This window comes from Pseudomonas trutticola BRTCR10 (genome assembly GCF_056155105.1).
In genome coordinates this window covers 4751702-4770864 of the sequence record NZ_CM149552.1, presented here as the reverse complement: position 1 = coordinate 4770864, position 19163 = coordinate 4751702, and the positions used below count along the sequence as shown (strand labels likewise).

Below are 19163 nucleotides of genomic sequence, written 5' to 3'. Positions count from 1 at the left end.
GCAAAGCCTTTTCAGGTCGACGTACCTCCCCAATATCCCCCATTCAGTCCCCTCTCCCTTTGGGAGTGTATGTACCGGAGACATGGTGGACAGGTGTTCGGAGACATGGTGGACACTTTTTAATAGACACATTGCTCATCACCAAGGAGATGACCTGTGTCCTGGGAAGAGGTGTCCACCGTGCAGCTTCGTTCAGAGTTTGTGCATTTGGCTCGGCAAGAAGGAGCCAATGTCCGGCAGCTTTGCCGCCGATTCAATATCAGCCCAAGCACTGCCTACAAATGGCTCAACAGGTTTGAAACTTCAGGTGCAGAGGGCTTGATCGATCAGTCTCGACGACCGAAGACGTCACCCAAACGCTGCGCTGAAGAGGTTGAGCAGCAGATTCTGACCGTGAGTGAGGAATACGCGGCTTGGGGCGCTCGCAAGCTCAAACGTGTGCTGGAAGACAGCGGCGCAGTAATGCCTTCGGTCAGTACCGTGCATGCGGTTTTACAGCGTCATTCACGCGTTGATTCAAAGGCCGCTGAGATTAAACCGTTTATCCGCTTCGAGCATGAAGCGCCCAACGATCTTTGGCAGATGGACTTCAAGGGCCATATCAGCCTGGCTCAGGGACGTTGCCATCCGTTGACGATACTGGACGATCATTCGCGGTTTTCGCTGTGTATCGCGGCCTGCCTCGATGAGCGACGTGAAACCGTTCAGGAGCATCTAATCCGGGTCTTTCGGCGTCATGGTCTGCCTTTGCGCATGACGATGGACAACGGTTCACCCTGGGGTGACCAGACTGGCGTTTATACCGCGCTGGAGGTCTGGCTGATGAGTCAGGGCATCAAGGTCGGGCACTCTCGACCTTATCATCCGCAAACCCAAGGAAAGCTGGAACGCTTCCACCGCAGCCTGAAAAATGAAGTCCTGCGAGACCGACATTTTATTGATCTCAACGGTGCACAACGGGCGTTTGATATCTGGCGTGATATCTACAACCAGAAGCGTCCACATCAAGCGTTGGACATGCAGGTGCCTGCTACTCGCTACAGCAGCAGCCCACGGGAATATCAGGAGCAGCCCGCGGCGCCGGAGTACGACGATGGGGATGTGGTCAGGAAGGTTCAGGTGAAGGGCGAGATCTACTGGCGGAACCGTGAATACACAGTCGGAAAAGCTTTTTATGGGAGGTCAGTAGCTATCCGGGAAACGACGGAAGATGGCATCCACGATGTCTACTGGAGTAGACATCGTATTGCCCGAATCGACTTGAACTTGCAGATCGTTACGGCAGGTAAGAAGATCTAAAACCGTCCACCATGTCTCCGAACATGTGTCCACCATGTCTCCGGTACATACAGGGAGAGGGCTAGGGTGAGGGTGCTGTTGATCTTCTCGCCTTCTGTCCGATCCGCCAAATATTCCTTGCCCGTTCAAGTCTGTTTCGGTTATCACTTTGTACATGATTAGACAGGTACGATTTGACAAGAAACAACGGGTGGTCGACGAACTCGTCCGGCGCATCGAAAGCGGCCTCATGGAGGACGGCTTTCTATTGCCCGGCGAGCATCAGTTGGCTCAGGAATTCAAGGTCAGCCGCGGCACGCTGCGCGAAGCGCTGGCCGAATTGAAGCGGCGCAATTACATCGCCACGCAAAGCGGTGTCGGTTCCATCGTCACGTTCGACGGTGTCGTACTCGACCAGCGTAGCGGCTGGGCGCAGGCGCTGGCCGACAGTGGGGCGCTGATCAACACCGAAGTGCTGCGTCTGGAAGCCGTGACCCGGCCCGATCTGCTGGCCGTTTTCGGCACTGAGAAATTCATTACCCTCGACCGTCGCCGCCGTGCCAATGACGGCACGCTGGTGTCCCTCGAACGCTCATTGATGCCGGCCACCGGCGGCCTGGAAAGCCTGCCGCGCGTCGGTCTGATCGACAACTCCCTGACCATCACCCTGGCCGCCTACGGCTACATCGGCGAGCGCGGCGATCAGTGGATCGGCGCTGAACCGCTCAATGCCGAAGACGCTGAACTGCTCGGCCGCCCGCTCGGCACAGTGTTTCTCAAGGCTCTGCGCACCACTTACGACCGACAGAACCGCTTCATGGAGCAGGTCGAAAGCCTGCTCGACCCGGTGCACTTCCGTCTGCACCTGCAATTTGGAGAATCGAAATGACCGCGCTCAACCGTGCCCTCGGTGCGTTTTATGGCCTGGCCCTCGGTGATGCGCTGGGCATGCCGACGCAATCGCTGAACCGCGAAACGATCAAGACCCGCTTCGGCCAGATTACTGATCTGCAGGACGCCGGCCCGCTGCAACCGATTGCCGCAAACATGCCCAAAGGCTCGATTACCGACGACACCGAGCAGGCAATCCTGGTCGGCGAGTTGCTGGTCGAAGGCAAGGGCCGTATCGAACCGGCAATCCTCGCGCAACGCCTGATCGAATGGGAAGCGGCGATGCAGGCCAAGGGCTCGCAGGACTTGCTCGGGCCGTCGACCAAACGTGCCATCGAAATGATCCTCGCCGGTCATTCGCCGGAAGAGGCCGGGCGTTACGGCACCACCAACGGCGCGGCGATGCGCATTACTCCGGTGGGAATCGCGGCAGATGTGGCTGATCCCGAGCGCTTTATTGCGGCGGTGGTGCAGGCCTGTCAGGTGACCCACAACACCACGCTGGGGATTTCCAGTGCGGCGGCAGTGGCGGCGGTGGTCTCTGCCGGGATCAATGGCGTGGATCTGGGCGAGGCGTTGAACCTCGGTCAGCAAATCGCCCAGCAAGCGGAAGCGTACGGGCACTGGGTGGCCGGTGGACGTATTGCTTCGCGCATCAGTTGGGCGCGCACCATCAGCGTCGACAGCGACAAAGCGCTGCTGGCGGATCTGCTCTACGACGTGATCGGCACTTCAGTGGCGTCGCAGGAGTCGGTGGTGGTCTCGTTTGCGCTGGCGCAGCAAGTGGCGGTCGGTGAGATGACCGCGTTCGAAGCGTTGTGCATGGCGGCGAGTCTGGGTGGCGACACCGACACCATCGCGGCGATTCTCGGGGCAATGCTCGGGGCCTGCCTGGGCCTTGAGAGTTGGCCTGCACCGATGATTGAAACGGTGAAAGCGGTCAATCATCTGGAGCTTGAACCGTTGGTGCAGGGGCTGCTGGCTTTGCGCTGATTGAACTCACGCCATCGCTGGCAAGCCAGCTCCCACAGGGATAGTGCATACCTTAAGGTTCACTCTGGACCTGTGGGAGCTGGCTTGCCAGCGATAGGCGCACCGCAAATCTTGAATATCACCCGCAATGGATCGCACAGACAGGCCCAGGATGGGCGGAATGTCTTGTCGTCATGCGTCATTGCCACAACCACAAAAAAGGCAAACAGGAGCATTTTTCATGAGTTCATCAAACACCGGGCAAAGCGCCGGGCAACTGGAAACCCGCGGCATCGAACCGGTGCCGGAAGCTGAGTGCAACGGTCATCCGCTGCAACTGTTCTGGGTCTGGTTCGCCGCCAACATTTCCATTCTCGGTTTGCCGCTGGGCGCCACGCTGGTCGCGTTTCGCGGGCTGGCGATCTGGCAGGCGATCATCGTCGCGATCATCGGCGCCGCCGGTTCGTTCGCCGTGGTCGGGATCATCTCGATTGCCGGCCGTCGTGGCCGGGCGCCGAGCCTGACGTTGTCGCGCGCAATCTTCGGCGTACGCGGCAATATCGGCCCGACGCTGGTCTCGCTGATGTCGCGACTGGGCTGGGAAACCGTCAACACCACCACCGCCGCCTTCGTGCTGCTGTCGCTGTGCTCAATCCTGTTCGGCTCGCCGGTCGAGGCGAAAAGTGCGCCGCTGCTGACGCTGATCTTCATCGCGATTTTTGTGCTGCTGACCTTGGCGGTTTCCGGCCTTGGCCACGCCACGTTGCTGGTGATCCAGAAGTGGGCCACCTACGTGTTCGGCGCGCTGAATATTCTGGTCGGCGGTTTCCTCTGCGCCACCATCGACTGGAGCGCGGTGTTCAACGCCACGCCCGCACCGATGAGCGCGATGATCATCGGCATCGGCACCATGGCCGCTGGCACCGGGATCGGCTGGGCCAACGCCGGTGCCGACATGTCGCGCTATCAACACCGCAGCGTCAAAGCCGTGCGTCTGGTGGCGTCGGCGGCGTTCGGTGCGGGCATCCCGCTGGTGCTGCTGATCACCCTCGGTGGCTTGCTGTCGGTCGGCAACAATGATCTGGCCTCGGCGACTGATCCGATCGTGGCGATCCGCGACATGCTGCCAACGTGGATGGCCGTGCCGTATCTGATCACCGCGTTCGGTGGCCTGCTGCTGTCGAACAACCTGTCCGTCTACTCCGCCGGTTTGACCACGCTGACCCTCGGTCTGAAGGTCAAACGCGTCTACGCCGTGGTGGTCGACATCGTCGCGATCTTCGCCGGTTCGATCTACTTCATGCTGATCGCCGACAGCTTCTACGGCCCTTTCATCACCTTCATTTCCCTGCTGGCGGTGCCTATCACTGCGTGGGTCGGGATCTTCGTCGTCGACCTGATTCATCGTCACTACTACAGCCCCAAAGACCTTCTAGATGTCAGCCCGAGCAGCGCTTACTGGTATCGCGGCGGTATCGAATGGCGCGCGTTCGGCGCGTGGGCGATTGCCATCGTGCTCGGTTTCAGCTTCACCACCATTGGCACCACCGCTGAAAACGTCTGGTTCAAGGGCTTTCTGTCCGACTCGTGGCTGGGCCACAACGGCCTCGGCTGGATCGTGACGTTCGTGGTCGCCGGTGGCATTTATCTAGTCCTCGGCGGGGCGAAAGATCGCCGTGCCGCGCAAGTCGAGAATGCCCATGCCTAAGATGTTGCACACCGGCCAGGTCATCATCGACCTGGTCATGGCCGTGGAAAAACTGCCGCAGATTGGCGGTGATGTGCTGGCGCAATCCGCCGGTTTCGAGGCCGGCGGCGGCTTCAACGTGATGGCGGCGGCCGTGCGTAATGGTTTGCCTGTCGTCTACCTGGGCCGTCACGGCAGCGGCCGTTTCGGTGATCTGGCGCGGCAGGCGATGAACGCTGAGGGCATTCACATCGGCATCGCTGAGCCTGCGCAGCGCGACACCGGTTTGTGTGTGGCGCTGACCGATGCATCGGCCGAGCGCAGTTTCATTTCTTACATCGGCGCCGAAGGTGAGGTGACCGAGGCGGATCTGAACAGCGTCGCGGCCGAAGCTGGCGATTACGTTTATCTCAGCGGCTACAGCCTGTTGCATGAGGGCAAGGCGCAGGCGCTGCTTGACTGGACGCTGGCGTTGCCGGACTCGATCAACGTGGTGTTCGATCCGGGCCCGCTGGTGGAATCGCCGGATTCGCCAATGATGCAGGAATTGCTGCCGCGCATTGATGTGTGGACCAGCAACAGTGTCGAGGCGTTGCGCTTTACCGGGACTGAGGATATCGGTGCGGCGCTGGATCGTCTCGCCGAACATCTGCCCGCCGATGTGCTGATGGTGGTGCGCGACGGCCCGCAGGGCTGCTGGATTCACCAGGCCGGCGAGCGCCAGCATGTACCGGGATTTGCCGTAAAAGCAGTAGACAGCAATGGTGCCGGGGATGCGCATGCCGGGGTATTTGTGGCCGGGTTGGCGCAGGGTTTGTCCGCCCTTGAAGCGGCGCGTCGGGCGAATGCGGCGGCGGCTTTGGCGGTAACGCGTTGGGGGCCGGCGACTTCGCCGGGGAGCGCTGAGGTTGATGCGTTAATCAGCAAGACTTTCGGCGACTGAACCGCCGCTATCGCTGGCAAGCCAGCTCCCACAGGTTTTTGTGGTGAACTCAGTATTTGTGTACAGCCGTACTCCCAGTGGGAGCTGGCTTGCCAGCGATGGGGCCGACAGCGGCACTGCAAAATTCTGATCTGGCCAGCCCTGCCCAAAGATCTGGCCGTCCGCCGCACGCGCGGCGAACGGCCCGGGTACTACTGCAGATCGAGCTTGCGCGCCGCTTCAACGCCGGCGGCGCTGAGCTTGATCGGCAGGTTCAACGAATGTTCGCCGGCCTCGTTGCAGGTCACGTGTCCGTGATGAATCAGTCCGCGATCCTGTAAGGCGGCGAGGGCACTGGCCACGACTTTCTCGCCCCGATAATTGTCCAGCACCTCCTTGCCCAAGCCGCTCGGGTGGGCGTGCAGCAGACGAGTGAGGACTTCTTTTTCCAGGTTTTTATCGACGTTCATGGTTACCTCTTCATTGGATTGAATAGGACGCTCGCGTCGGCGAACTACTGGCCGGACCCTTCGGAACCCGAGCCACCGGTGGTGGTTTTCGAGCCGATGCCGGGACCGGCGTTATCCGGTGCTGCTGGGGAATCAGGGGTGTTCATGCCGCCCTGGCGACCCGGGTCGCTGCCTTGCGTGCGCGGATCGGTACCGGTGGCGGGGGGCTGGTTGATCAATGGCACGCCCGAGCCATCGGTGTTCATGCCGGGGGCACTGTTGATGGCGGGGGCTCGTGGCGGGGTCGGGTCGGTAGGGCCGGTGCCCGCTGCCGTCGTGGTGGCGGCGAAAACTGCGGGGCAGAGCAGGGCGCTGAATACGAAAGCGGTCAACCTTGACGGGATCATAGGGCTTCTCCAGTGATTGGAATCCTTACCCTCCGTTGGTCTGCTCTCGTTATGGATTGGTGCCTCATGAACGACGAACGGTCTGACTCGCGGCCACGGTTTTGACGTTGATCCGCCGCCAGTACAAACGCCCGACGGTGATCAGCCAGTTCGCCAGCGCAACCAGCAGCACGGTCAACAGCAACGTCGGCATGCCATGTTCAACAATGATTTTCCCCGCCAGTAAGGGAAAGCCGAATACGCCGATGAAGTACGACAGACTGAACAGCAGCAAGGCCTGCGACGTGGTGCCGGTTGGCGCTTCGTTGGCGGCGAGGCCATTGATCACTGAATAGGTGAGGCCGTAACCGACGCCGAGCATCAGCGCTGCCAGCAGATAACTGAAACCGCTGTGTACGCCAAAAGCGAACAGCACAATCGATGCCAGCATCAACCCCGACAACAGGCACGATGCACGCAGCGGATCACGCTTGACCACGAAGCCTGCGATCAGCATCCGGCTGCTGATCGCCGCGCTCATGAACCCGAGGAAGAACAGCGAATAATCCAGCGAGCGGGCGGCGGCGTAACTGGTCTGGAAACTCGACAGACCACCGAACACGCAGCCACCCAGGCCCACCATGATGATCGGGAACAGTGCGCGTGACCCGAGCACTTGCGTGGTTGCGCGCCAGGTGATTTTTGCCGCGCTGCTGGCTTGAGTACTATGCAATCTCGACCCGAGCAGCCAGAACAGCAGCACGCCAATCAGACTCGCCAACGCGGCCAGATAAAACGCTGATGTCACCGGCAGCCCCATGGCACTGGCCGCACGTCCGAGCAACGGGCCGCTGCCGATACCGGTCATCATGCTGCCCGACAGCAAAGCGAAATATCTGGCCCGCTGCGCCGGACTCACCAGGCTCGCGACAATGATCGGCCCCAAGGTGTAAAACACGCCCCAGCCCAGACCCAGCAGCAAGCCGAAAAACAACAACAGCTGGCCAAACCCCGGCGTCAGCGCAAAGCCCAGACTGGCCGCCACCAACAGCACGCCAAACAACGCAATCGAACGCGCCGCACCGAGCAGATCCGACAAATGTCCGGACACCAGCACCGCCACAAACGTGCTGAGCATCGCCGCCGAAATCACACTGCCGGCGTCGTGTTCGTTACCGCCGCGAGAGCTGATCAACAACGACAGCAAAAACGTCGAGCCGTAGGACAGCGACAACAGATAACTGGCGAGACAGAACAGGCCAAACAGCTTGCCTGAGACCTGAGGTGTGGCTGGCGACATGACGCGGTTCCTTGAGCGGCAAAATTCAGCGTCATCTAGATAACACGTCAGGCGCAGGGCTTAGGTCCGAGGTTGCTGAAGTCAGGATCGTCGTGCGCCGGAGTAACGCGCTAGACGATGCCGATCTCTTCCTTGAACTGCTCCATGAAACCTTTCAGGCGTTGATGCCGGTCTTGCGCCAGGCGCTGGCCGGCGACCGTCTGGAAACCATCGGCGAGGTGCAGCAGTTTGGTCTGGAAATGATCGAGGCAAAAACGCTTGTCATCGTAGTCGCGTTGTTTCGCTTCAGGATCCACCGGGTCGTAAAGCGCAGAACCCATGCGCCCGGCGACGTAGAACGTGCGGGCAACGCCGAGCATGCCCAGCGAGTCGAGACGGTCGGCGTCCTGGACGATTTTTGCTTCGAGGGTCAACGGGGTGATGTTGGCGGAGAAACTGTGGGCTTCGATGGCGTGGGCGACGGTGGCGATTTTTTCTTCCGGCCAGTTCATTTCTGCCAATACCGCCGCAGCTTTTTCTGCCGCCAGACGTGAGGCTTGTGAACGCAGCGGCGCGTTCTTTTCTACGGCGACGCAATCGTGGAGCAGCACGGCCGCCAGCAACACCTCCAGGTCGCCGCCTTCCTCAGCGTGCAAAGTACGCACGTTGTGCCAAACACGCTGGAGATGTGCGAGGTCGTGAGCGCCGTCGTCTGAGGGTTCCAGAGCGTGGGGCAGCAATTCGGCGGCGAGATCCATCAAAGGCGCAAAAGCTGTAGCTGACATAGACATCCTGTTTATCGTCTGAGTAAAGGAGCTTGCTCCCGCTGGGTTGCGTAGCGGCCCCGGATCCCATCGATGTGGAGGATCAGGCAGATCGCATTTCCTGGATTATGCCTGCTTCGCAGCCAAGCGCGAGCAAGCTCCCTCGCCACAAAAGCAATGCGGCCTTAGTATGGCGTTTTCCTATTCCGACAAGGCCCGTCCATGACGATCGAAATCCGCCCGGCGACCCCCAGCGATGCACCGCAAATCCTCGCCTTCATCACTGAACTTGCGGATTTCGAAAAGGCCCGTCACGAAGTCATCGCCAGCGTCGCCGACATCGAACGCAGCCTGTTCGGCGAAGGCGCCACCGCCCACGGCCTGATCTGCCTGCGCGACGGTCTGCCGATCGGCTTCGCCGTATTTTTCTTCAGCTATTCGACTTGGTTGGGCAGCAATTGCCTGTACCTGGAAGACCTCTACATCACCCCCGAGCAACGCGGTGGCGGCGCCGGTAAAACCCTGCTGCGGCACCTGGCGAAAATCGCCTGCGACAACGACTGCGGGCGCTTCGAGTGGAGCGTGCTGGAGTGGAACACCCCTGCCATCGATTTCTACAAATCCCTCGGCGCGCAGCCGCAGGAAGAGTGGGTGCGCTATCGCATGGATGGCAAAGTGCTGCGCGAGTTTGCCGAGGGCTAAAGTGCCGCAATGGCAATCCGCTATTGATTCGATTGTCGCCAGTGCTCTGGTCCGGCATTCTACGCGCGCATTTTTGCGCGCTCACGGACGACACCTGCAATGCTTCTGGAACCCTTTCTACACGCCCGTGGAGCCTTCGCTGGGTCAATGAGTGACCGGCAATATGCGGACATACAGGGAGTGATGCCATGAAGTGGTTACTGGTGAGCGTTGTGTTCCTGTTCTGCGTGTCCTGCGCCCGATCCCATGATATTCGGCCGGCGGTGTTAGCATTCGACTCGATCAGTAGCGGCCACACCATCAGTGGTTACTACCTTGTGCGCTTTCATTCGGATACGGAACTGCTTGAACTGTTCGCCCGCGAAAAGAATGCCCGCAGTTTCGACCAGGTATTTGTTTGTGCACTGGCCGATGATACGGATTTTTCCGTTGGACACACGATGGCTCAAGCGGCGATGGGATTGATCGAAGAAAACCGGCAATCAACGCCAGGATCCGGCTTTGATTATCTGGCGCGTGTTTCTTTCAGAAGTCATACCGACAGATACCGCAGTTCAGAGTATCTGAGTAAGAGTGCCTTGAAAGGGTTGTTGCAAGGCAAACAAAGTATCCCTTGCAAGGTGGTCGTTATGGCAACCGGTTACAAAGCGTATTACACACGGTCGTTGTTTATGCCGGTGGCAGAAATATTGTCTGTTTTGAAGGCTGATGGAGCCGAGTGAGTAATTACTGCGCGCTTATCTGCAATCGTCGTAGTCAGGTATTTCAGGTGTTCATTTAATTGACAGGATGTTGGGTTGAAAAGGTATTTAGGGATTTGTTTTTTGCTTTGCAGTGCCTGCGCCGAAAGACCAGAGATTGCGCGATCCGACATCGAGTTTGTTGCCATGGCGTATGTGCCCGGGAATGGCACCATTGAAGTTCGATTTGCTTCAGAGGCGGACTTGATGAATATCCTCAAGGGTGATTCGAGGACGATTCAGGACGACAACACGTTGACGTGTTATCTGGATGCAAGACTCGATTTTCATGAGAGACACGGTCAGTCGAACTTTCTAATCGGTGCCGTGGATGAACTGGATCGCCAGGGTGCACTTGGCAAACATCAATATTCGGCCCGTCTGGCATCGGTGCACAGCGATCATGAGGACGGCTCGAATACGTTTCTTTCACAGGAACAGCTCTTGGCTTTTTTACGAGAGCGCAATGCCTTGGCCTGCCGGTTCAGTGCCTCGGGGTATTTTTCCGAGTCTTACCAATCCCATCCTGTCGGTATTGCAAGTTCCGAGTTTGCGCGTGTTATGGAACAGAGGGTCAAACATTGAATTTGCGTATCGCGAAGTGGCTGTTGATGGGTGGTTTTTTATTGTGTTCATCGTGCCTGCACCTCAATGTCCCCCCCGCCAGGCTTGAGTTTGTCTCGATCAATCACGAGAATTATTCCTCCTATGACCTGCGTTTCACCTCAGACCGAAACCTGATTGATTTGTATGAGGATCATGGCCGACGAGGGCAGATCGGCACCTGGATTAAATGCTCCTTGAATGGTGATCCAGACTTTTCCGTCGAACATGAAATCGTTTTGGAAGCGTCGGGAATCGTCAGTGGCATGCGCCTGATCGAGGGCGATCGTCGGTACGAGATGTTCGCCAATATCAGCGTCGAGAATCACGCCATCAATGACGGCCGCAACTACATCAGACCGGTCGAGTTGGTGCAGATCCTCAAGCCGCAGGAATACATTCCGTGCAAGGTAGCTATCACAGCATTTCCGTTCGTGGCGTATTACTCGAAAGTCATGTACATGCCTACGTCGCGGTTCATTGCTGCAATAGAAAATCCCCGTGTGGCACCACCGCGTATTTCCCTCAAACAGTCTGACCGACCGAGGTCATTGCTGCCGCTTGCATCCGTGTGCATCGTGCGCTGGCGTTATGAACTGGCGCTGGGATATGACCAGATTGATCGCCTCGGGCTCTGTAGCGATGTGCCCTACGCCGGCATGCTCGCCTCGTTCGCACCGAGCAAGACGAAGTTGCGGATTGTTTCAGGTTCAGAGGAAACCCCGGCACCCTTTGCGGCATACACCATCATCCGCGGTGACGGACGTCTGGAGCCTGGAATAACTGACGAGAAAGGCCGTACGCATGAGGTTGGATCCATTGAGAACGAAACGTTGAGGGTCATCATCAACAAGAATCTCGACGTTGTTGAGCGATGGACTCCCTGGACCGATTCAGTCCCATAATATGGGATGCAAAATTACATATTGAGATTTTACGTTTAGGAGGTCTATAGTCCGTCGCACTCACTGCCAAAAACAAAACAGGTGAAGCGATGCTGGCGCAATTGATCGCGCTCGATTGGGGGACGACCTCATTACGTGCTTACAAACTCGCGGCGGACGGCTTGGTGCTGGAACAGCGCGCGCTGTCCTGCGGGATCATGCAACTGCCCAAGACCCCGCGAGTCATCAACGGTCGCGAATGCACCGACGGTTTTGAACTGGCCTTTGATGAGGTGTGTGGCGACTGGCTCGATGCGCAGCCGGATCTGCCGGTGATCGCTTGCGGCATGGTCGGCAGCGCGCAGGGCTGGCGTGAAGCGGTCTACTGCGAGACGCCGGCAAACGTCGCCAATCTCGGAAACTCCCTACAAACCGTGGTCAGTCTGCGCGGCACCCGCGTGCACATCGTGCCGGGTGTGATTCAGCGTTCGCGTTTGCCCAATGTGATGCGCGGTGAAGAAACCCAGGTCCTCGGTGTTCTGCAGAATCTTCCGGTCGAGGCGGGCAGCGACTTGTTGATCGGCCTGCCGGGCAGCCATTCGAAATGGGTGGAAGTGGTCGATGGCCGCATCACGCATTTCGACACCTTCATGACCGGCGAAGTGTTCGCCGTGCTCAGCGAACACAGCATTCTCGGCCGTACCCAACAGCAAGGCGCGACGTTCGATGGTCAGGCGTTTGACCGGGGCGTGCAGGTTGCGCTGTCGGCGGACGGTGAACTCGGCGTGCTCTCGAATTTATTCAGTGCGCGAACGCTGGGCCTGACCGGTGAACTCAGCCCGACGGCGCAAGCGGATTACCTGTCCGGCCTCATGATTGGTCATGAACTGGCGGCACTCGCCACGGTTCAGCGGCATCGACGCAACAGCGTGCATCTTCCTTCGATCATCCTCATCGGTAACGCGCAACTCTGCGCGCGCTATAGCCGTGCCCTTGATGCTTGCGGTTTCGCCAAGGTGACGCTGGCCGAGCAGGCCACCGAGCGTGGACTGTGGCAACTGGCGCTGGCCGCCGGACTGATCGATTCCTCATCCCGTTAACCCTGACTGGAGGCCTGACATGCTCAAGCAAGCACTGGCACAAAACGGTCTGATCGCGATCTTGCGTGGCCTGCACCCGCAGGAAGCCGCCGCTGTCGGAGAAGTCCTTTACGCAGCCGGATTTCGCGTCATCGAAGTACCGCTCAATTCCCCTTCGCCGTACGAAAGTATCCGCATCCTGCGCAAGACCTTGCCCGCCGATTGCCTGATCGGTGCCGGCACGGTGTTGACCGCGCAACAGGTCGAGCAAGTGAAAGAGGCCGGCGGCCAGGTAATCGTCATGCCGCACAGCGATGCCAAGGTCTTGCGCGCGGCGAAAGCGGCGGGCTTGTACCTGTCGCCGGGTGTTGCCACGCCGACGGAGGCGTTCGCGGCGCTGGAGGAGGGCGCGGACATTCTCAAGTTGTTCCCGGCCGAGCAGATGGGCCCGGCGGTCGTCAAAGCCTGGCTCGCGGTGTTGCCGTCCGGAACGGTGCTGGCGCCGGTCGGCGGGATCACACCGGACAACATGCAGGCGTTTATCGACGCCGGGGTGAAAGGCTTCGGACTGGGTTCCGGGCTGTTCAAACCGGGCATGACGCCGGAGCAGGTTGCGGTCAATGCCAAGGCCTACGTGGCCGCGTGGAAGGCTCTTCGCTAAGACTTTTTTGGCGCTGCGTGCGCTGCATCCAAATAAGAGAGACAAGCAGATGAAAATCACCAAACTCACCACTTTCATCGTCCCGCCGCGCTGGTGCTTCCTCAAGGTCGAAACCGACGAGGGCGTCACCGGTTGGGGCGAGCCTGTGGTTGAAGGTCGCGCGCACACCGTTGCTGCTGCCGTTGAGGAATTGTCCGACTACCTGATCGGCAAAGACCCACGCAACATCGAGGACATCTGGACGGTGTTGTATCGCGGCGGTTTCTACCGTGGCGGCGCCATCCACATGAGCGCGCTGGCCGGTATCGACCAGGCGCTGTGGGACATCAAGGGCAAGGCCCTCGGTGTCTCGGTCAGTGATCTGCTCGGTGGTCAGGTGCGCGACAAGATCCGCGTGTATTCGTGGATCGGTGGTGACCGCCCGGCCGACACCGCACGTGCGGCGAAAGAGGCGGTGAGTCGTGGTTTCACTGCGGTGAAAATGAACGGCACTGAAGAGCTGCAGTTCCTCGATACCTTCGAAAAAGTCGACCTCGCCTTGGCCAACGTTGCCGCCGTGCGCGACGCAGTGGGACCGAACGTCGGCATCGGTGTCGATTTCCATGGTCGAGTGCACAAGCCGATGGCCAAAGTGCTGATGAAGGAACTCGACCCGTACAAACTGATGTTCATCGAAGAGCCTGTGCTCAGCGAAAACTACGAAGCGCTTAAAGAGCTGGCACCGTTGACCAGCACACCGATTGCCCTCGGCGAGCGGCTGTTCTCGCGTTGGGACTTTAAACGCGTGTTGAGCGAAGGCTACGTCGACATCATCCAGCCGGACGCCTCCCACGCGGGCGGCATTACCGAAACCCGCAAGATCGCCAACATGGCCGAAGCCTATGACGTGGCGCTGGCGCTGCATTGCCCGCTGGGGCCGATTGCGCTGGCGGCGTGTTTGCAGCTGGACGCAGCTTGTTACAACGCGTTTATCCAGGAGCAAAGCCTGGGCATCCATTACAACGAGAGCAACGACTTGCTCGACTACGTGAAGGATCCGCGCGTGTTCGATTACGACAAAGGCTTCGTGAAGATCCCGAACGGCCCGGGCTTGGGCATCGAGATCAACGAGGAATACGTGATTGAGCGCGCGGCGGTCGGCCACCGCTGGCGTAACCCGATCTGGCGCCATGCCGATGGCAGCTTTGCCGAGTGGTGAGTCTGCCCTGATACACCGAAAGTCTTTGTGGGAGCTGGCTTGCCAGCGATGACGGCGGCACATCCAGCATTGATGTGACAGTTACATCGCCATCGCTGGCAAGCCAGCTCCCACAGTTTGATCTCCATGGATGGGTGATTTGCGTCATGACCTCAAATAAACATAAGAAGAGGCATCTCTCATGCAACCGCAAACCCTCACCGGGCAGGCGTCTTTAGTCACGCCCAGCCGCAAGCGGTTTTTCATCATGGTGTTGCTGTTTATCACCGTGGTCATCAACTACCTCGACCGCAGCAACCTGTCGATTGCCGCGCCGGCCCTGACCAGTGAGCTGGGTATCGATCCGATCCATGTCGGTCTGATCTTTTCCGCGTTCGGCTGGACTTACGCGGCCATGCAGATCCCCGGCGGCTGGCTGGTCGACCGGGTGCCGCCGCGCATTCTTTACAGTGTCGCGTTGTTGCTGTGGTCGCTGGCCACCGTGATGCTCGGTTTTGCTGCCAGTTTCATCGCGCTGTTTGTGCTGCGCATGGCGGTCGGGGCGCTGGAAGCACCGGCGTATCCGATCAACAGCCGCGTGGTGACGACGTGGTTTCCTGAGCGTGAACGCGCCACGGCGATTGGTTTTTACACGTCGGGGCAATTTGTCGGTCTGGCGTTTCTCACCCCGGTGCTGGCTTGGCTGCAACATGAATTTGGCTGGCACATGGTGTTCGTCGCGACCGGTGCAGTGGGCATCATCTGGGCGGTGATCTGGTACGCGGCGTATCGCGAGCCGCGGGATTTCAAGGGCGCCAACGATGCAGAAATCGATCTGATCCGCGAGGGAGGCGGCCTGGTGGATATCCAGGCTGAGACCGCCAAGGTCAAAGCCAAATTCAGCTGGACCGACCTCGGCATCGTCCTCACTAAACGCAAGTTGTGGGGCATCTACCTCGGCCAGTTCTGCCTGAACTCGACACTGTGGTTTTTCCTGACGTGGTTCCCGACCTATCTGGTGAAATATCGCGGCATGGACTTCATCAAGTCCGGCCTGCTGGCGTCGCTGCCGTTTCTTGCCGCGTTTGTTGGCGTGTTGTGTTCGGGGTTCTTTTCCGACTTGCTGATTCGTCGCGGCTGCACCGTGGGTTTTGCGCGCAAGTTGCCGATCATTGGCGGATTGCTGATTTCCACGTCGATCATCGGTGCCAACTTTGTTGAGTCGACACCGCTTGTGATTGCGTTTCTGGCCCTGGCGTTTTTCGGTAACGGTCTGGCCTCGATCACCTGGTCACTGGTCTCGACACTGGCGCCGGCGCGTCTGCTCGGGCTGACTGGTGGGGTGTTCAATTTCATCGGTAACTTGTCTGCAATTGCTACGCCGATCGTGATCGGTTTCCTCGCCAGTGGTGATTCCTTTGCCCCGGCGATCACCTATATCGCGGTTCTCGCACTGATCGGTGCTTTGTCCTACGTGCTGCTGGTGGGCAAGGTCGAGCGTATCGAGTTGTAGTGGTCAGCGTCGGGCGACCATAATGCCGCCCGTTCCCTCGCTCAACGGTAAAGGCTGGATATGCAGGAAGACGCCCCGGAAAAAACCAAGGACGCCGCGCCCACCGGCACCCAGACGCTATTGCGCGGACTGGGTGTGGTGCAGGCAGTGGCGAGTGGCGCCCGTGATCTCAAAGAAATTGCCCGACTGATCGGTACCACGCGCAGCACCACCCATCGTCTGGCCAGTTGCCTGGTCGACGAGCGCTACCTGCGCGTGGTGCCGCAAGTCGGTTATCTGCTCGGGCCGAAGCTGATCGAGCTGGGTTTCCAGGCGCGCGAAGAGTTGCCGCTGGTGAGTCTGGCCGGGCCGTATCTGGACGAGTTGTCGGCGTTGACCGGCGACACGGTGCACTTGGGCATTCGTGAAGGCGACGAAGTGCTGTATCTGCTGAAGAATCCGGGGCGCAACGGCCCGGAAATGCGTTCGCGGGTCGGCCATCGCATGCCGCTGGCACGCACCGGTATCGGTAAGGCGTTGATGCTCGATGACTCGCCGAAAGATTGGCAGCGTCTGTACGACATCAGCCTGCCGGCGGGTGGGAAAAGTCAGTTCTGGCCGCAGCATCCCCAGCAGTCGTGGGAACAGCTTGAGCAGCGCATGATCGAGTATGTCGCGGGTGGCTACGCGTTCGATCTGGAGGACAACGAACCGTCGATCCGCTGCGTGGCGGCGCCGATTCGGGATGCGAGCAAGGGCATCGTGGCGGCGATCAGTATCGCCAGCACCGTGCCGTACATGCCGCTGGAAAAAATGGCCGAGCTGATCCCCCTGATCAAAGGGGTCACAGCCCGGCTCTCGGCGGAACTCGGTCTGAAGATTTAAACCTTGAGCGTCGCCATGTCGATCACGAAACGGTACTTCACGTCACCGGCGATCATTCGGGCGTAAGCCTCGTTGATCTGGCGGATGTCGAGCATTTCGATATCGCAGGTGATGTTGTGTTCAGCGCAGAAATCCAGCACTTCCTGGGTTTCTGCGATGCCGCCGATCAAGGAACCTGCCAGCACTCGGCGGCTCATCACCAGTTTGCCAGCGTGTACCGGCGGATCAACCGGCTCGATCAGGCCGACCAGAATGTGCACGCCGTCGAAACGCAGGGTGTCGAGGTACGGGTTGAGATCATGCTGCACCGGAATGGTATCGAGCAGGAAGTCGAAGTAACCGGCAGCGGCTTTCATTTGCTCGGCATCGGTGGAGACGATCACATGATCGGCACCCTGACGGCGACCTTCTTCAGCCTTGCTCGCTGAACGGGTGAACAGCGTGACTTCGGCGCCCATGGCCTTGGCGAACTTGATGCCCATGTGGCCGAGGCCGCCCATGCCGAGAATCCCGACCTTGTCGCCGGCCTTGACGCCGTAGTGCTTGAGCGGCGAGTAGGTAGTGATGCCGGCGCAGAGAATCGGTGCGGCGCTGGCCAAAGCCAGTTTTTCAGGAATGCGCACGACGAAGTGCTCGCTGACCACGATGCTGTCGGAGTAGCCGCCCATGGTGTTGCTGCCATCGACCCGATCCGGGGTGGCGTAAGTCATGGTCGGACCTTCGAGGCAGTATTGCTCAAGGTTCGATTGGCAGGCTTCGCAGGTGCGGCAGGAGTCGACCATGCAGCCAACGCCGACCAGATCGCCTACCTTGTGTTGTGTGACATTCGCACCGATCGCGGTGACTTTACCGACGATCTCATGGCCTGGCATCAACGGGTAAACTGCGATGCCCCATTCGTTGCGCGCCTGGTGGATGTCGGAATGGCAGACGCCGCAGTAGAGGATTTCGATGGCGACGTCGTCGGCCCGTGGGCTGCGGCGTTCGAACTTCATCGGGGCGAGGGGCGTGGTGGCCGATTGGGCGGCATAGCCGATGGCGGTGTACATGTGGAACCTCGCAAAAGCAGTGACAAGTGAGGCGGCGCATTCTGGGCGCCGACTGACGGTCCGGCCATGACGATTCCTCCGGGTCTCATGCCTAATCCTCCGGCATGCGGGTTTGCTCGGTCGCATTGGCAAGAGGATCTGCGATGATGCTTTCATCCCTTTTTCCGTGATTTTTGTGAAGAACATGTCGATGCAATTGACCCGCCACCTTGATGCCAATGCCACGCTGGTTTCGCTGATCGAACCGCTGGCGCTGCGCGATGGTTACAGCCAGACCGGGTTGCCGGGAGTGCAGGTGCTGCGTGCCAGTTGCGACGTTGCCCGTGGCCCGCACATTTACGAGCCGAGCCTGATGATCATCGCCCAGGGCAGCAAACTGGCGTTTCTCGGGCCTCGGACGATGGAGTACGGTGCCGGGCATTATCTGATTCAGGCGCTGCCGGTGCCGTTCGAGTGCGAAACCTTTGCCTTGCCGGATGCGCCGTTGCTGGGTGTTTCGGTGGCGATTGACCGGGTGTTGCTCGGTGAGTTGGTGCTGGCCATGGGGCTGGCGCCGGGGCGACACATCCCGGCGCAAACGCCGGAGTCGATGACTTCGGTGGTGCTCGACGATGACATGCGCGGCTGTGTCGAGCGCTTGCTGAGTTGTCTGCACGATCCGCTGGAATGCCAGATTCTTGGGCCGGCGCGAGTGCGTGAGTTGCTGTTTACGGCATTGCGTGGGCCGCAGGCCGATGTGTTGCGTGCGCTGGTCGAGCAGCAGGGGCAGTTTGCGCGGGTCGCAGCGTCGATCAGTCATCTGCATGCGCATTACACCGAGCCGTTGAACGTCGAGACCCTGGCCGGTTGCGCGAACATGAGTATTTCGACGTTTCATGAGCATTTCAAACGCAGCACGTTGTTGTCGCCGGTGCAGTATCTGAAGCGTTTGCGGTTGTTGAAAGCGCAGACGTTGTTGGTAGCGGAAGGACTCGGTGTGGCGCAGGTGGCGCACCGTGTGGGGTATCAGAGTACGTCGCAGTTCAGTCGCGAGTACAAGCGCTATTTCGAGCGCAGTCCGGGTGATGAGCGCGCTGCTTGAGGATTTACACAGTCCGTGTGGGAGCTGGCTTGCCAGCGATGAGGTCGGCACATTCAACATAGATGTCGCTTGATCCACCGCCATCGCTGGCAAGCCAGCTCCCACAGGTGTTGATGTGATGCACTGAACCGCAGGCAACAAAAAGGCCCCCATTTCGGGAGCCTTGATGTTCAGCGCTTCGA

The 19163-nt window shown here is 59.4% G+C and carries 20 protein-coding genes; 15 read left to right on the top strand and 5 right to left on the bottom strand.

Annotation, left to right across the window (positions count from 1 at the left end):
* Positions 1-156 precede the first annotated feature (156 nt).
* The 5 genes from ACVVH8_RS21630 to ACVVH8_RS21610 all read left to right on the top strand — a co-directional run bounded on the left by ACVVH8_RS21630 (position 157) and on the right by ACVVH8_RS21610 (position 5771).
* On the top strand, positions 157-1299 hold the full coding sequence (locus ACVVH8_RS21630; RefSeq protein ID WP_213026430.1) for an IS481 family transposase: 1143 nt from the start codon (positions 157-159) through the stop codon (positions 1297-1299).
* A gap of 154 nt (positions 1300-1453) precedes the next feature.
* On the top strand, positions 1454-2167 hold the full coding sequence (locus ACVVH8_RS21625; RefSeq protein ID WP_103306690.1) for a GntR family transcriptional regulator: 714 nt from the start codon (positions 1454-1456) through the stop codon (positions 2165-2167).
* A complete protein-coding gene (locus tag ACVVH8_RS21620) occupies positions 2164-3162 on the top strand; it encodes an ADP-ribosylglycohydrolase family protein (RefSeq protein ID WP_103306689.1) in 999 nt (332 codons plus the stop codon). Before ACVVH8_RS21625 ends, ACVVH8_RS21620 begins: the two co-directional genes overlap by 4 nt.
* Before the next feature lie 220 nt (positions 3163-3382).
* The gene (locus ACVVH8_RS21615; RefSeq protein ID WP_475226257.1) at positions 3383-4849 is read left to right on the top strand and encodes a purine-cytosine permease family protein; all 1467 of its coding nucleotides are present in this window, start codon (positions 3383-3385) and stop codon (positions 4847-4849) included.
* On the top strand, positions 4842-5771 hold the full coding sequence (locus ACVVH8_RS21610) for a PfkB family carbohydrate kinase (RefSeq protein WP_103306687.1): 930 nt from the start codon (positions 4842-4844) through the stop codon (positions 5769-5771). Before ACVVH8_RS21615 ends, ACVVH8_RS21610 begins: the two co-directional genes overlap by 8 nt.
* Before the next feature lie 191 nt (positions 5772-5962).
* On the opposite strand, the gene ACVVH8_RS21605 is transcribed toward ACVVH8_RS21610, so the two are convergent.
* From ACVVH8_RS21605 to ACVVH8_RS21590, 4 genes are all read right to left on the bottom strand, one after another.
* Positions 5963-6220, bottom strand: a complete 258-nt coding sequence (locus tag ACVVH8_RS21605) for a hypothetical protein (RefSeq protein ID WP_016986009.1) — start codon at positions 6218-6220, stop codon at positions 5963-5965.
* 44 nt (positions 6221-6264) lie between these two features.
* Positions 6265-6606 carry a hypothetical protein gene (locus tag ACVVH8_RS21600; RefSeq protein WP_103306686.1) on the bottom strand — a complete coding sequence of 114 codons (342 nt, stop codon included), beginning with the start codon at positions 6604-6606 and terminating at the stop codon, positions 6265-6267.
* Between the two features lie 64 nt (positions 6607-6670).
* Positions 6671-7885, bottom strand: coding sequence for an MFS transporter (locus ACVVH8_RS21595; RefSeq protein WP_475226254.1), 1215 nt, complete (start codon positions 7883-7885; stop codon positions 6671-6673).
* A gap of 110 nt (positions 7886-7995) precedes the next feature.
* Entirely contained in the window at positions 7996-8649 is a 654-nt protein-coding gene (locus ACVVH8_RS21590; RefSeq protein WP_475226251.1) for an HD domain-containing protein, read from the bottom strand.
* 201 nt (positions 8650-8850) lie between these two features.
* Between ACVVH8_RS21590 and ACVVH8_RS21585 the strand changes: the two genes are divergently transcribed.
* From ACVVH8_RS21585 to ACVVH8_RS21545, 9 genes are all read left to right on the top strand, one after another.
* On the top strand, positions 8851-9330 hold the full coding sequence (locus tag ACVVH8_RS21585; protein ID WP_103306682.1) for a GNAT family N-acetyltransferase: 480 nt from the start codon (positions 8851-8853) through the stop codon (positions 9328-9330).
* 188 nt (positions 9331-9518) lie between these two features.
* Entirely contained in the window at positions 9519-10052 is a 534-nt protein-coding gene (locus tag ACVVH8_RS21580; RefSeq protein ID WP_475226249.1) for a hypothetical protein, read from the top strand.
* 75 nt (positions 10053-10127) lie between these two features.
* A complete protein-coding gene (locus ACVVH8_RS21575; RefSeq protein WP_103306681.1) occupies positions 10128-10655 on the top strand; it encodes a hypothetical protein in 528 nt (175 codons plus the stop codon).
* A complete protein-coding gene (locus ACVVH8_RS21570; protein ID WP_475226246.1) occupies positions 10652-11578 on the top strand; it encodes a hypothetical protein in 927 nt (308 codons plus the stop codon). The genes ACVVH8_RS21575 and ACVVH8_RS21570 overlap by 4 nt, the downstream gene beginning before the upstream one ends.
* An 89-nt stretch (positions 11579-11667) precedes the next feature.
* Positions 11668-12657: a 2-dehydro-3-deoxygalactonokinase gene (locus tag ACVVH8_RS21565; protein WP_475226244.1), complete on the top strand. Its 990-nt coding sequence runs from the start codon at positions 11668-11670 to the stop codon at positions 12655-12657.
* A 19-nt stretch (positions 12658-12676) separates the two neighbouring features.
* Positions 12677-13297 (top strand): 2-dehydro-3-deoxy-6-phosphogalactonate aldolase, encoded by a 621-nt coding sequence (locus tag ACVVH8_RS21560; RefSeq protein WP_103306678.1) that lies wholly within the window; start codon positions 12677-12679, stop codon positions 13295-13297.
* A 49-nt stretch (positions 13298-13346) separates the two neighbouring features.
* Positions 13347-14495 (top strand): galactonate dehydratase, encoded by a 1149-nt coding sequence (dgoD, locus tag ACVVH8_RS21555; RefSeq protein WP_007908327.1) that lies wholly within the window; start codon positions 13347-13349, stop codon positions 14493-14495.
* Positions 14496-14676: 181 nt separating this feature from the next.
* Complete coding sequence (locus ACVVH8_RS21550; RefSeq protein ID WP_475226241.1) at positions 14677-15987, top strand: MFS transporter; 1311 nt, start codon at positions 14677-14679, stop codon at positions 15985-15987.
* Positions 15988-16047: 60 nt separating this feature from the next.
* A complete protein-coding gene (locus ACVVH8_RS21545) occupies positions 16048-16851 on the top strand; it encodes an IclR family transcriptional regulator (RefSeq protein ID WP_103306676.1) in 804 nt (267 codons plus the stop codon).
* Here the strand turns inward: ACVVH8_RS21545 and ACVVH8_RS21540 are convergent.
* Positions 16848-17900: an NAD(P)-dependent alcohol dehydrogenase gene (locus tag ACVVH8_RS21540; protein WP_103306675.1), complete on the bottom strand. Its 1053-nt coding sequence runs from the start codon at positions 17898-17900 to the stop codon at positions 16848-16850. The genes ACVVH8_RS21545 and ACVVH8_RS21540 overlap by 4 nt on opposite strands.
* 190 nt (positions 17901-18090) lie before the next feature.
* Here ACVVH8_RS21540 and ACVVH8_RS21535 point away from each other — a divergent pair, with 190 nt between their 5' ends.
* A complete protein-coding gene (locus tag ACVVH8_RS21535) occupies positions 18091-18981 on the top strand; it encodes an AraC family transcriptional regulator (protein WP_103306711.1) in 891 nt (296 codons plus the stop codon).
* Positions 18982-19163: the final 182 nt, after the last annotated feature.